The organism is Okeania sp. SIO1H4, from assembly GCF_010672695.1.
GTDB lineage: Bacteria > Cyanobacteriota > Cyanobacteriia > Cyanobacteriales > Microcoleaceae > Okeania > Okeania hirsuta.
In genome coordinates this window covers 1-14786 of record NZ_JAAHGB010000010.1, presented here as the reverse complement: position 1 = coordinate 14786, position 14786 = coordinate 1, and the positions used below count along the sequence as shown (strand labels likewise).

General features: G+C 34.5%; 10 protein-coding genes and 2 tRNA genes. 6 read left to right on the top strand and 6 right to left on the bottom strand.

Translation table 11 applies throughout. From position 1 onward, the window contains the following. Window positions 1-216: 216 nt before the first annotated feature. Window positions 217-768, bottom strand: coding sequence for a DUF3611 family protein (locus F6K06_RS10540; protein WP_124145944.1), 552 nt, complete (start codon window positions 766-768; stop codon window positions 217-219). A 439-nt stretch (window positions 769-1207) separates the two neighbouring features. Between F6K06_RS10540 and F6K06_RS10535 the strand changes: the two genes are divergently transcribed. Continuing rightward, on the top strand, window positions 1208-1378 hold the full coding sequence (locus F6K06_RS10535) for a hypothetical protein (RefSeq protein WP_124145945.1): 171 nt from the start codon (window positions 1208-1210) through the stop codon (window positions 1376-1378). A gap of 845 nt (window positions 1379-2223) precedes the next feature. Further along, complete coding sequence (locus F6K06_RS10530) at window positions 2224-2517, top strand: hypothetical protein (protein ID WP_375339391.1); 294 nt, start codon at window positions 2224-2226, stop codon at window positions 2515-2517. Window positions 2518-3688: 1171 nt separating this feature from the next. Here F6K06_RS10530 and F6K06_RS10525 read toward each other — a convergent pair. The 4 genes from F6K06_RS10525 to murA all read right to left on the bottom strand — a co-directional run bounded on the left by F6K06_RS10525 (window position 3689) and on the right by murA (window position 8704). Beyond that, a complete protein-coding gene (locus F6K06_RS10525; protein WP_275670410.1) occupies window positions 3689-3871 on the bottom strand; it encodes a DUF4277 domain-containing protein in 183 nt (60 codons plus the stop codon). Between the two features lie 487 nt (window positions 3872-4358). Continuing rightward, window positions 4359-4440 (bottom strand) — tRNA-Leu (locus F6K06_RS10515). Next, complete coding sequence (locus F6K06_RS10510) at window positions 4419-5291, bottom strand: M48 family metallopeptidase (RefSeq protein ID WP_124146155.1); 873 nt, start codon at window positions 5289-5291, stop codon at window positions 4419-4421. The genes F6K06_RS10515 and F6K06_RS10510 overlap by 22 nt, the downstream gene beginning before the upstream one ends. Window positions 5292-7333: 2042 nt before the next feature. Beyond that, complete coding sequence (gene murA, locus F6K06_RS10505) at window positions 7334-8704, bottom strand: UDP-N-acetylglucosamine 1-carboxyvinyltransferase (protein WP_375340271.1); 1371 nt, start codon at window positions 8702-8704, stop codon at window positions 7334-7336. Between the two features lie 255 nt (window positions 8705-8959). Between murA and ald the strand changes: the two genes are divergently transcribed. The 3 genes from ald (at window position 8960) to F6K06_RS10490 (ending at window position 13004) form a co-directional block, all read left to right on the top strand. After that, the gene (gene ald / locus F6K06_RS10500) at window positions 8960-10051 is read left to right on the top strand and encodes an alanine dehydrogenase (protein ID WP_287240726.1); all 1092 of its coding nucleotides are present in this window, start codon (window positions 8960-8962) and stop codon (window positions 10049-10051) included. A gap of 1841 nt (window positions 10052-11892) precedes the next feature. Continuing rightward, window positions 11893-11976 (top strand) — tRNA-Leu (locus F6K06_RS10495). A 242-nt stretch (window positions 11977-12218) separates the two neighbouring features. After that, a complete protein-coding gene (locus tag F6K06_RS10490) occupies window positions 12219-13004 on the top strand; it encodes an RNA methyltransferase (protein ID WP_124146152.1) in 786 nt (261 codons plus the stop codon). 142 nt (window positions 13005-13146) lie between these two features. On the opposite strand, the gene F6K06_RS10485 is transcribed toward F6K06_RS10490, so the two are convergent. Beyond that, window positions 13147-13386, bottom strand: a complete 240-nt coding sequence (locus tag F6K06_RS10485; protein WP_124146151.1) for a hypothetical protein — start codon at window positions 13384-13386, stop codon at window positions 13147-13149. A 929-nt stretch (window positions 13387-14315) separates the two neighbouring features. Between F6K06_RS10485 and F6K06_RS10480 the strand changes: the two genes are divergently transcribed. Then, window positions 14316-14786 (top strand): FAD-dependent oxidoreductase (locus F6K06_RS10480; RefSeq protein WP_287323231.1); only part of this gene is annotated, 471 nt, incomplete at its 3' end.

Here is a 14786-nt window from a genome sequence, read left to right as displayed (position 1 = left end):
AGATAGGCTACAGTAGCCAAAGCATTCTCCTACTGCCTACTCCCTGGTTTCTCTCTTGGTAAGCATTCCCTTACCTCTACTTCTTCCAGTGTTAAATGCCTCTTATGGATCAGCTAAAGCTAACGGCGATGCGGGGTCGCATCGCTACTCCCATGCCCCAAAATAATTTTGTAGTCTACTTAAATGAATTGCGCTGTAAAAACGCAATTTTACTGACTACTTATAAACCCGATCTAGTAAAAATAGTCCTACGACAATTCCGATAAAATGAGCCACAATAATGTGAGTATTACCCAACAGTATAATAATATCCGGTGTAAATTTTTCTAGTTCTGTAGAGTTAAACATAGACGCTCCCATAACTAAAGATTCGCCTAATAAAATACCTCCAATTGCTTCTGCTCCTAATAAAGTTAGAGTAATCCCAACCAAGTTCGTAATTAAAGTCCTTTTCACTTGTTGAGTTGTATCTGCCCTGCTTGGCCTTGAAGAATCTGTAGGCACTCGTAATTTCCTTGCCAAGCGAGTGTAACGAAATGACAAGAAGATGCTGAATCCTAGTACCACAAGTCCACAAATTGGAAAAAAGAGGCTACCTCCCGCACCTGCTTCATCCATTTGATTGGGTAAGATGAAAGCAGCAAATAAAAACATGAAGCCTGAAATTACCCCCAATGCAAGTTGGGACCAGAAACAAGTCCATCCGCCGAACCGGAGTGCATTAGCTACTTGTTTAACAGCAGTTGGTAGGTCTGATAAGTTTGACATATTTATGCTTATGTATTGTCAATACTTTGATATACTCACGACGTTGCCCTTGAGAGAAAACGCTATAGGTGGTTTTTGTTTCTCGTGCACCGACCGGACCAGATTCATCTTGTCTGGTCTAAAGGTGCGCTCCTAAAGACTTGCCAAAACATTCTTAGAGTTTCCCCAATGATAGACTGGCGTTGACACTATCTAGACCAGTGGCCTAAATATATTTAAGACTGTAGCATTTATGCCGACATTTGAGCAACATGAAAGATTTGGACTGATATTCCCAGTAAGATTCTGAATTAAGGATTACAGCGGGGGCTTTTTGTGGATATTCGATCAAATTTTGGCAATATGGTTGACTCTAGGTCAACTCCTTTTAAAATATATTTAAGAATTGTAAACAAACAACTCTATTTGTAAACGTTATTAAATTTGAGACCTACTGATTATGACACAACCACAACCTACTACGAAACCGAATCTGGATGAACCAAAATTCGGTTTTAACCAATATTCAGAACGTCTGAATGGTAGAGCAGCTATGATTGGCTTTGTATTAACTCTGGCAATTGAATACTTGACTGGAGAAGGTTTACTATCTTGGTTAGGTCTCAATTAAAGTTTTAGCTATACCTAAATTATAGAGAGCTACTATATATAATAGGGATAGAGGTTAAACCAATACAAAAGTCTATGTATCATAATAAATGTTGAAAGAGATCGAGCCGTTATAATCGCAGTTATTTAACGGTGATACGGGGTCTATAAACTGCGCGGGAAACGTACGCAGACAGCCCCTCATAAATTTCAACCAGAAAAATAATTGAGCAATACGCGCGCACATTTTTGGCGTTATAATCCTATCAATAGCCATGGGACATATAGCTCGATCAAAGCGCACCGCCTGCGCTCAGGTAATCTCAGGGTAAAGACGGAGCAAAAAAGCTTCTGGAGATGGTAGTAGTGGGGGTAAAACTCAGTTTATTTGATTTGTTACCTAGTTAAGAATCTAAGATACAAGAATCTCACGTTATAATCGCACTTATTTAACGGTGAGAGTGTCAAAATAAAGATATGGTAAAGTCATGTTGTTGGTAAGCCTAATATTGTCAACAACTTACCAACAATTTCTATCTAGTTTGCAATTATACTGCATTAATCTAGACTATTCCTAGAGTGAGAATTAGTTTTATGTAGCAATTAATCCACTATTCACCTTGGCAATCTCAATATATGAATTGTAATTTTGGCGAAATACCAGGTTATTATAATTTTGTATTAATTGCTCAATATTGAATATTTAAGAAAAAATCAAAACTAATTTACTGATTTAAAGTTTAATACGGCAGTATAGTTAGTTATACATATCTATAAGAGGATAAAGGGAATTTATTAAATAATTAGCTAAATTCCTTGAAATTCAAGAAACTTACGAGTAAATTTAAGTTGTATCAAATTAAGCTTATGATCGACGCTTTATGGCCAAAAATCTTAAAAACTGCTTATCGAAAAGATCCTGTAGCAAGCTTTTTTGTAACAGTAGGATCGGTTGATGCTGTTATTGGTGGTTTAGGGACAAGTTGGTCTTTATTTAGTTTTGGCATAGGTACAGTAGGACTAGCAATTATATTACGTTTCTGGTTATTAAAGCGTTCTCAGATAGATCGAGCTACTCCTGTTCCAGAATATTATTTGCCTCCTAATTCTTCTCGTCCACAACTACCAATTCTAAGTAGAAATAAAAAGCATCTTCCTTAAATTAAATAATCAGCCATACCCCCAAGCTCTGATAAAAATTAGTCAAGTTCCTAATATAAAGTAGCTTTCTTGATTGGGGCTATCCCCTAATTAGAGATGGGAAGATTGAAGTGTAAATATAATGATAAACACATACTCTATAACCGGATTTTATATTAAGCCATTAATCCTAAAAAATATATGTGGACAGTCTAAAGCCACAGCATAAGGTAAGACATTTTCTACAATTCAAGAAGAAGTCAGGATACTTAGAAGTTGAGAAAAAAGTTTTAGTCTCTGGAATGATTATAACCCACATTCCGCACTACAAAATGTAGCACACATAGAGGGGAAAACTTGAGTAAGTATTTAGACTTAATCATAAATAGTAGGAGGCGATGTAGCTGCCGCACTTGCTCCGCCAACGCAAATCAAGAGGTTAATGATCAATCCCTACCCTAATTTTTTCTGGAATGATGTTGGCTAAAAAGCTGATTGTCAGGGGTTTTAACTTGCTTGTTATTCCTGCTGTACTCCATGAATGCTTTTGAGAATGACATCAGTTGCCGGAACTCATCAGTAGACATCTCCAAAAATTGCCAAAGTCCTTCTATCACCCTTAGCGATCGCATTTTAATAATTGCCAAGTGCTTAATTTTACACTGCTATTCAATTGTTGATGTTTTTGGGCCTTATACCTGTTTTCATCTCAAGTTTATCCACTGAGTAGATAGTATAGCAATGTGCGCTGGCATATTTACACATTATTTTTTGTACACCTTTTCTAGAGTGCACTTTGAGCTGGACATTGTAAATACCTGAGCGCTCATTGCTATATCTTTGACAACTTGGAGGAAAAAACTTCAATAACTCTAAACGCTCATAAGTGAGATTAGATATGCTCTTAACTCCAGAATTAATCAATAAATAAATCGACTGAAAACATTGAAATATCCAGGGTAAAGTTGGTCTATTAGTAGGACGGCCTAAATGAACTTGAATCTAGGTGGACTGTGCTGGTTTCGCTTCTGAAAATTTTCACTGCTTCTAACACCACAGACATGAAAATCTGATTTAATCCTGTGCGATCAAGTTGGTCTAATATCATGTCCGGTTGAATAATTAGACTTTGGTGGTAAGGAAGGCAGAAGGGTTTCTTCCAATTTTAACCTAATTCTATACACAAACGATGCTACCGGACATGATATAATACCCTTCCTAATCTATCATCGTTAAAATACTCTGCTTTCACCCCTTGGGCAATTAAATGTTCTATAGCTTTCCCCTCAAAAAATTGACTAAACAAATATAATGGAGATTCAACTAATCCTAACCCATTTAAAAGCATTCCTTTGACTGCTTGACCCCCTGTTATTTTTTCTGGTAACTGAACTCCCGCGTAGTTGATTAATTTTCTTTTCTATGCCAATCTCATCAATAATTCCTGCTACTAATCCGATCTGGGTCTAGGTTACTTACTTCTATTGACATTTTCTCCTCTTTTTTGATCTTCACCTCTTGTCTAGAATTACAGTTTGAGGTTTTTTTTTCTTGAGTCTAAATACTTACTCAAGTTTTCCCCTGTTCATGTACTACATTTTGTCATGCGGAATGTGGGTTATAAGTACTAATCATGTATCAAGTTCGATCAAAGTTTTATAAAAAAAAATAAAAAATGGGAACCTTGGTTCCCACTTTCCTGATTTTTGAGATTTTTTCTTAGTTGCTGTTGTTGCTTTTTGACTTGCCTTAACCTAACATTTCCTCCTCTGCCTTTAATATTTCTTCCCTGGTAACGAGGAGACTCCCATCTTTTCAACCTTTGTGCCATATCTTCAAATATAAACTCATTTTAGTATAACTGGGCAGAGAGAGACTCGAACTCTCACGACCGAAGTCGCCACATTTTGAGTGTGGTGCGTCTACCAATTTCGCCACCCGCCCTTACTTTGACTATTATAATCACTTCTTGTCAAATTTTGCAAGATATCCTGATATTTTTGACTACTTGACCATCTGTCAATTTCTCTAGCACGCAATACAGGTAATGGATGGGTTAGTTGAGCTGTTTGAAGTTGCCTTAAAACTTCACCCAGTTCCGTATTACTAAATTCTTTGTAAGCTCTTGCCTGAGCTAAAAAAGCATCAACATTAAGCTGAGCAGATATACTCGGAGAACCACCTGCCAACTTCATCAGAACTGATGCAACTACTTTTGGGTTTTGTGTTGCTAATAGAGCTGCGCGGTCGCAAGTAAATTCTGCACACCTGACCCATTCTAGTATTTGATTTTGTATGCTTTGAGCTATAATACCACCCCATGTCGAAATTTGTCCAGCAGCCAGTACAATTAAATTACCTAAAGTAAGGTATACTCCATGTTCGCATTTAAGATGTCCTAGTTCGTGACCTAATACTGCTTGAATTTCTTCTAAGCTGAGTAATTCTATCAAAGATGTATGAACAACAATGAAAGGTTGCTTACCTCGCATGGCAAATGTATAAGCGTTGGGAACAGGATGTTGACGAACATATAATTGTGGTGGTTCTAAGTCTACTGTTTGGCAAGCATCTAAAAGTATTTTGTATAAATGTGGTAATTGATTCTCGCCTACTAATACACTAGATGCAATATTTTCCATGTAGAAAAATTGCTCTCCTAATGGTCCTAATAATTGCCTAACTAATAAATCTATGCCTGGTAGTTGTTTGATTGTATTAGTTGCTTCTAAGTCTAATGGATGCCGAAAATTATCTGCTTTCAAGCCAATTAAGGGTATTGTTGCCAAAGACATATTTTGTTAATAGTAACTATAGTTACTGTGATTTTAGCACAATTTGAGAAAAATAATTTCTGTTTCAATGTTAAGGAAAGTTTTATTTTTTAGTTAGTTATTGTTATGTCGCCCAAAAAAATTAACTAAATTTAGTTTAAGTTTGATATTAAGTAGAGCAAGCTAAAAAAAAGAGGTTACATTTTTAATCAAAAAAATACTCAAGGCAATGAATACCAACTTTTGAGCTAATTTATAATTTGATACATAGCGCCCAAAATTTACCATTTTCTACTTAGAATGGTTTGGTGTAGTTCATTTATTCAAAAAGGATATTAAAAACTTTAAAAGCTTAAATATATACAGGATATTTCATAATCAATGAGGTACATGTGTGGCGGGAAATATGCCCGTACTTTATAGTTAATCTTTATTACCTCATATACCACTGAATTTTCTGTATGTATTTAAAAGTAACTACTTTCACTATCAAGTAGATAAATTTAATGTTAATAGAAGTTAATAACTTGATGATTAAAATCTAGAGAAAAAATGTCTACATGATTAAATATATGTATTCATTGCGACGGGAAATCATTTAAAAACGCTTGTTTTTTTAGTAAGTAAATTTCATCAACAGAAAGGTAAAACAAATCACTAGATATTCTAGAGTTATACCAACTTTATAAATGTTTGCTACAAATAGCTAGGAGATTTTTTAGGAATCAGAATGAAAAGCTTAGATACCATTTCCATTTTTGAGTTCATAACTTATCTTTTTGGCGTTGCTGAATCAAGGGATGAATCTTTTTTGAACAGGTAAATCTCATCCTTAATACTTCATACTTCCTTTTTGTCCAAGCATACAATTATCCCACAAATATGCAACGCTTCTTTTTAGTCAAAGGAACATCTCCTATAAAACTAATGGCTATTCGTCCTTACTACCCTTATTTTTTTTAAAATACTTTTTTCAAATTAGTATTAGATACCATTAAAAAATGGTGGCAAATTATGGAATTATATTGCCAAAAATTAGTTTAGACTTTGACTAAAAAAACTAATATTAATCATTACAGCAATTTTCAAATTCAAAATCTTGTTCATCAAAAATCTAAAATTATTCCTCACTGTGCAATACCATTAGACCTCTGCAGAATAGAGGTATTAGGGAGTAGGAAGTAGGGGGAATTGAAGAAGGAGACAGGAGACAGGAGACAGGAGACAGGAGGAAAATTACATGGGGATTCTCACCCCAAGTAATTTTGAACACCGTGTAGACGGTGGGGTATTAAACCCACAAAGAAAATGATAATTGATATATCTAGTGCGATAATTAATTTTATTTTTTATGATTGGAGATGTCTATTAAAAAAGTAATTATAATGTACTTTATCAAAAGATAAATTCGAGCAGATCATTCTATCTAAGATAAGTTAAGTTATCAGAAGTGAAGTATTGATATTGAGTGCTGAAGTTTGCCAGCACTAGGTAACTATTGAAAAAATTCTACAGATTTCTACATTTATAACAAAAATTGGTATTCCTAATACCAGTTTTATATGAGGTTGCATAGAATGATGAAATTCATTAAATATATCTATCTTTATCTAGGCTTACCTGCGGTCAATTCTGCTTGAAATATTATTCTATGCAGCTTCATTTAAATTTGGTATAAAGTAGTTGAAATTGGTTATTTATTGAAGCAATGATACTGCATTTCATCTCGCGCAGTTAGACCCAGACTTAATAAAGCTATTTATTATATGTACCTTGATACAAAAATATATTGATATGTGAAAAATAATCGACTATACTCTAAAAAATTGGAGAATAACATTAGAGCTATCTAGTAATGCATTGACAACTACAACACACCCTTATTTTTTGAGGACGACCAAAAGAAATAAACTACCTAATAGTCCATTTTGTTAGTTTCAATAAGATTCTAAATTGTCACAATCACTTATTTTTCATAATTTGATCATGTACTTAACCCATCAAAATTAATTAAATAGACCATTAGTTTCAAGCTATTCCTTATTATGAAAAATTAAATCAACTTAGACAGAAGTCTGCAATATTTCATGTTCTGTAGGTATATCTATTCTTTGCAACTGTGCTCCTAACTTTTGAAGTTTAACTTCTAGTTTTTCGTAACCTCGGTCTAAGTGTTGTAGACCTTGAAAAGTCGTTTCTCCTTCTGCGGCCAATGCTGCTAATATCAAAGCAGCAGAAGCTCTAAGATCTGTACCAATTACTGGAGCTGCTGAAAGTTTGGACACACCTTCTACAATGGCATGATTTCCTTTCACCCTAATATTAGCACCCATCCTATTTAGCTCTGAAACATGACGCATACGATTCTCAAATACTGTCTCTGTAACAGAACTACTACCAGAACACACACTGAGCAAGGCCATAAAAGGAGCTTGCATATCTGTGGGAAAACCAGGATATGGCTGAGTGTCAATATCAGTAGCAATCAGGTTTTTACTAGGTAGAATGTGTAAACTACCAGGTACTTCTTGTATGATTTTTACTCCTACTGACTGGAGTTTAGAAATAACTGCACTCAAATGTTGAGGAACAACTGGTGAAATAGTTATGTCTGAATTAGTAATTGCACCAGCGATTAAAAATGTCCCAGCTTCTATTCTGTCAGGTATAATAGTGTAATCTACAGAATGTAGCTTGGGGACTCCAGATATAACTATGCTCTTTGTGCCAGCACCAATAATATTAGCTCCCATAGCTATACATAAATTAGCTAGGTCTACTACCTCTGGTTCTTGAGCTGCATTTTCAATGATGGTTTCTCCTTCAGCCAAGGTTGCTGCCATCATTAATGTTTCAGTAGCTCCAACACTAGGATAGTCAAGATATATTTTTGCTCCTTGTAACTTTTTTTTACTACCAGTAATATAGGCGTTGACTATACCATGCTCAATATGAACTTCTGCTCCTAAAGCTTGTAAACCTTGAACATGAAGATCCACGGGTCTAGCACCAATAGCACATCCACCTGGTAATGGTACGCGGGCTACTCCTAGTCTGGCCAGAATAGGGCCTATAACAAAAAAGCTAGCACGTAACTGTCTAACTAATTCATAAGGAGGTTCAGGAGTATCTAAGTTACTCGCATCTATATGTAAAGTATTACCATCAGGTTCTAACTTTGCTCCCAATGCAGATAAAACCTGTCCCATTCTATTAATATCTGCCAGAGAGGGAACTTGGTGTAACCGACAAATGCCTGAACAAAGCAATGTTCCTGCCATGGTAGCTAGAGCAGAATTTTTGGCACCACTAATATTTATGTTTCCTTTAAGATCAGATGGACCATGAATTTTCAGTATTGACTGGTTGATAGGAGATGATTTTGGGTTCTCTTTTGAATTTGATGGTTGATTGATGGCTCTATCCTCCCTCAATGACCTAATTATTAATTTCCATTTTTGCTTCTGATTGTACTGGAAAGTTAGCAGATGTCTAGGGGTTGACAAATCCTATTTATTAATATAAGTTGCAAAAAAAAATTAGATGTCTCCGGAATATATTGATACGGTGTATAGGTGAGAAAATATGACCTATATCTATTTATAAATAGCTGCTTAATTAATTTTGAGTTAGATTTTAACTGGTCAGAATACAGTGATGTTTTCGACTACAGAATATAGAGGTTGTGAATGGAAATAGGTATTCCCAAGGAAATTAAGGATCAAGAGTTTCGTGTAGGACTAACTCCTGCAAGTGTCAGGGTATGTACTGAAGCTGGTCACCAGGTTTTCATCGAAACAGGAGCAGGGTTGGGTGCAGGTTTTAGTGATGAGAATTATATCCAAGCAAAGGCCAAAATTTTACAAAATGCTGGAGATGTTTGGAATTGTGAAATGATCGTGAAGGTAAAAGAACCTCTATCATCAGAATACCAATTTCTCAAATCAGGACAAATTCTGTTTACTTATCTACATTTGGCTGCTGACCGAAAGCTAACTGAAAGGTTGATTGAAAGTGGGGCGGTGGCGATCGCCTACGAAACAGTAGAACTACCTGACCATAAGTTACCTTTGTTAACTCCCATGAGTATAATAGCTGGACGTCTTTCTGTGCAGTTTGGAGCGAGATTTTTGGAAAGGCAACAGGGTGGTAGAGGTTTACTATTAGGCGGAGTTCCTGGTGTTATGGCTGGTAAGGTGATGATTCTGGGAGGTGGGATTGTTGGTACAGAAGCAGCTAAAATTGCTGTTGGTTTGGGGGCAAGGGTTCAAATTTTTGATATAAATTTGGAAAGGTTAGCTTATCTGGAGACTCTATTTGGTTCTAGAGTGGATTTGTTATACAGCAGTTCTTCTGCTATTGAAGCAGCTATTGTAGATTCCGATTTACTTATAGGGGCAGTTCTAGTTCCTGGTCGTCGTTCTCCAGTTTTAGTAACTAAAAGTTTGGTAGGGCAGATGCGTCCTGGCTCTGTGATTATTGATGTGGCTGTGGATCAAGGTGGTTGTGTGGAAACTCTACGTCCAACTTCTCATACAAATCCTACCTATGTGGAATCGGGAGTTTTGCATTATGGAGTGCCTAATATGCCTGGAGCAGTTCCCTGGACAGCTACTCAAGCTCTGAATAATAGTACTTTACCCTATGTATTACAGTTGGCTCATTATGGGAGTGAAGCTTTAGAAAAAAATCCGGCTTTGGCTAAGGGTTTGAATGTTAAAGACCATTTTTTGGTTCATCCTGCTGTCCGAGAAGTATTTCCCGATCTAAGTAATAATTAAGTTTAAAAATCACACTCCTTGAACATCATTAAGAATAGAATCATTAGATTTATATCAATATCTAAGATAAGATAAGTTTTTCAGCAATTTTCATAGATAGTTTTTTTTGAAATTATCTTCATTCTATCTCTTTTATTTCTACTACTCTTTATTTGACATCCTCTTTGGTAAATCGGTTCGATAAGTAATTAGGGTTTGCTGAATCAGTGTGCATGGTAAGGGTAGAAGTCAGGATAAACGGGGAATTATAGAGGATATAGTAGGAAGAATCGTCCCTTGATTTTTTTGCCCAACTCTTGATCAAAATCCTAAATTTTTGAACCATTACCACCTAAAATATTGCACTTTTTGATACTTAAAAAGGCTAAAACCTTATTTAGATTTATAGTTGATTAAAACTAGCAGAGTGATTATTTATGAGGAGGCTAAATTTATCTTTGGTCATATTCCTAAAACTGGAGTGACTAGCATAACACTATCTCTAGAAGAACGTTTTGAGGTCTAAAGACATTTTTATAGGAGAAAGTAAATATGGTGATAAGTTACAACAGATTTATGAAAAAAAAAATTGGGATGTGTAAACAGTTGTCATACCAATTTGATAAATGTTTGTTACAAATGGTAGGAGTAATAAAGAAGGAAGAGGAAAGAAGGAAGAAGGGATAAATATTGAAAAAAAGGGAAAAACAATATAAATAACTATCTAAAATTAACTGAACTAGCTATTTTTCAGCATATTTGAGCAATACCTACCTTTTTGTAGTATTCTTTTTTCAAATTGGTATTAGAGATAGAAGTATAAGATTTAGTTGAACAGGAAAAGTGGGATAAGTTTTTCACATTTAGTTGTTGTCATAAATCCTTATTCCAAAGCTATTTCTATCTACTAACCAAACCTATAACTAAAAAAAACTAGATTATTTTTTTGAACAGGAATTTTCCACCATTCAGGCTAATAAAAATTACCTTATATTTCCAGGCTTATCAAGTCTTAAATTAAATATTTGGGTGCTAAAGTTAATAGTTAATATTTTCAAAATACTCTTTGGGTAATCAAATAGTCTACTATTAAAGATTATTTAGATACTACTAACTTTTCTGAGTTTATTCGCCATCCTATTCTTTTCTGGTAAAAGATAATTCTTTTTATACTCAATAGACATGGCTATCAAATCGCGATCGCCAGATCCTTATAGTTGATAGAGTCATTAAGTTAGAAAAAATTGGCTCTGCATGGTCAAAATTATGCTAAGGCTGAGGAATCAGTTGTAAACTAAGCTCTGAAAATAAATCGGCTTTTAGAACTGTTAAGTTGATTCCTGAAGACCGTAGCTATATATATTCGTAATTCAAATTGACACTCTGAGCGTTAAATCTCGCGGTTATAACGGGAGTCCTCTTTCAACATTTATGATAGAATTTGATTTTGCTTATCATCAAAAATTTCTTTAGTCAAATACAGCAGGAAAAAGTGTTAAGCTTCATAAACTAAAAAAGCTATTTACTGCTGGTGAAATAACCATCTATACAGTTAAAGTTCACGGTGGAATAAGACTTATAAACCCCTAATTTGTGTGAAGTTAAAATGCTCTGCAAGATTATAGATTAATGTTTATATTATACCAAATCAACCAAACAACGTAAATAGGTAAAAATAAATGAGAATATTCTCAATAATCAGCATTTAATTAATTTTTGTAACAATTGAAAAGATTAAAAATTATCTTTGTAATTTTTAATATTTATTAGTTTTAGTTATAAAAAATATGGTAGTAAAAAAACTTAATTTAAAGTGATTGACAAATTGAAGTAGATCGGCAATAATAAAAAATTGTGATTTAGCGGAACTGGCGGAATTGGTAGACGCGCTAGATTCAGGTTCTAGTGTTCGCAAGGACTTCCGGGTTCAAGTCCCGGGTTCCGCATTATCTAGTGCTGCTACGCGGAAGTTAAAATTCAAAATTCAAAATTCAAAATTCAAAAGTATTGATTGGTAAGGCTTTTAGAATTTTGTAACTGGTTAGTTATTCCTACCATCCTGCATTAGGTATATGGAGTATTTCTTGATTAGCGATCAAAATCTAATGGGTAGGAAAATCACAATATCCTGCTCGTGTTTCACTCCTCAAATAAAATCAGTAATAAATACTAGATAAAAATATAAGTAGTGCTGACCAGTTTAAAAAATCCTTTAGTAAAGGAAATCCGTAAGCTTCATCAATCCAAAGGAAGAAAGGAGAGGCAGTTATTTTTATTAGAAGGAACTCATATCCTAGAAGAAGCTTGCCACAAAAGTTATCCTCTTTTAACTGTATGTTGTACGCCTGAATGGCAAGAAAGACATCAATTTTTGTGGGAATTATTATCTCAAAAAGCTCAAAGGATAGAATTAGTAAGTGAAAGGGTTTTGAAGTCTCTTACTACTACAGTTAATCCTGATGGAATAATAGCTATAGCACCACAAAAGTCAAAAAATTCTGTCAAAATTGCTAGTTTGGGAATTGCTTTGGACAAATTGCAAGACCCTGGTAATTTTGGTACTATCATCAGGACAGCTACGGCAACAGATGTAGATGGTTTGTGGTTAAGTGCAGATAGTGTGGACTTATATCATCCTAAAGTAGTTAGAGCTTCAGCAGGGGTATGGTTTAAGTTACCTATGGCAATTTCTGAAAATTTAAAGGCCGAGGTATTAAAGTTACAAAATCAAGGTTTGCAAATTGTAGCAACAGTACCAAATTCTACTATAAACTATTGGCAGATTGACTTACGAAAACCGACACTAATAATCTTAGGAAATGAGGGTTCTGGTATTTCACAAGATTTACTTGAGTTGGCTGATTATTCTGTCAAGATTCCTTTGGGTAACGAAGTGGAATCTTTGAATGTTGCTGTCTGTACAGCAGTAATTTTGTATGAAGTTCAACGTCAACGTCAATCTCAATCAAATTAGTAAATTATGAACCTATTCCAGTAATAAGATTTTTGCTAAAAACCCTAAATATTTTGATAGTTAAAAACTAAAGATTAAACTTTTCAGACACATTTTAATTGAACAAATTAGCCTGTGAAAAATAGTGGGATAGGTTATTATATTATTCTGAATCCGCTTCCGATAATGGTTGGCTTTGATGATTTGTTTCCATATATTGGTCTATGTCAGCGATCGCTTCCTCTAACTCTGATAAACCAAATTTTTGATTGGACTTTTCACTATCTTGAAGATCGGAATTAGACTTTTCATAGTTGGGTTCCTGAAGAGAGTTATCCAATTGTTTCTCAAAGCTATCAACAAATGTTTTTGCAGCCTGACTACGAATATCTTTTTTATCCATATTAATTTCTGTCCTTGTTATCTTCTTGTTAACAGTTCAACTTATTTTTATATAAAAAAAGGCATACAAACAGCAGGAGTCTAGTGCCGCTACGCGGAAGTTAAAAGTCAAAAGTTAAGAGTCAAAAGTATTGCTTAGTAAGGCTTTTAGGATTTTGTAACTTGTCAGTTATTTCCGCCATCCTGCACTAGATATTTTATTTCTAGATATCTTTCCGGAGCAAAAGTTAAATCTGCTCTATATTATTAATTAATAGCTAATATTTTGATGATTTGGGGCTTTTGATTTTTTTTATAGAGCGATCAGATTATTAATTTTGACTATCTTTGTTGAGCTTTTAAATTTGCTCTACAATCAATGAATATTTTAAGCTATTTTTAGCCATTTATCATTCAAAATGTATCTAAAGTAAGTTTATATAAACTCTTTTTAATCAAATGAAATCATTATCTAAATAGTAATATAAACTGAATACTTATAGATTTCAGTATTTTATCTGAAATAATGAGATTTGTTTTTTTAGGCTCATTATATCATAAACATATAGCTAAGAAAGAATTGGTTAGGACGTAGACTAATAACCAATCTTAGACTAGAAAATGTTTTTCCAACTGTTGCCTGTTCCCTGCTATAAAAGTTTTGTTTGTCGCAGCAAAAAAAAAAAGACTAAGTGAAGTAATGTCTGTATGCAAGGCTAGCTCATACAGACACGAATGAATAGTTTCCCAATATGGATTATGTACTTAATTTTCTCGCTCCTTGTGCTTTCAACTTAATTATTGCAGTTTATTTTGGTCAAGAATTAAGTTAATCTGGGATCTAGAGCAAATTAAGTTCAAACAAATCCCAAATAAAATATTTAGCTACATTCCTATAATTTCTAATATTATAGTTTTTGCAAACATACAAACAGGTTTTAAAAACAACAGATGACTCAAGAATTTGATTACGACTTAATAATTATTGGTGCAGGTGTTGGTGGACATGGTGCGGCATTACACGCCACAAGTTGTGGCCTAAAAACAGCTATTGTAGAAGCAGCGGAAATGGGTGGGACTTGTGTTAACCGAGGTTGTATACCATCCAAGGCGCTTTTGGCAGCATCTGGTAAAGTTCGAGAGTTACGGGATACTCACCACTTAAAAACTCTGGGTATTCAATTAGATAATGTAGCTTACGACCGACAAGTTATAGCTTCTCATGCTAGTAACATTGTTGACAAAATTAGAGGTGACATGACTAACAGTCTGAAACGTCTAGGTATAGATTTGATTAAAGGCTGGGGGCAAATGGCAGGTCAACAAAAAGTTATGGTCAAGACAGATAAGGGAGAAGAATACTTTACTGCTAAAGATATTATACTTGCCCCTGGCTCTATTCCATTTGTTCCTCCTGGAATA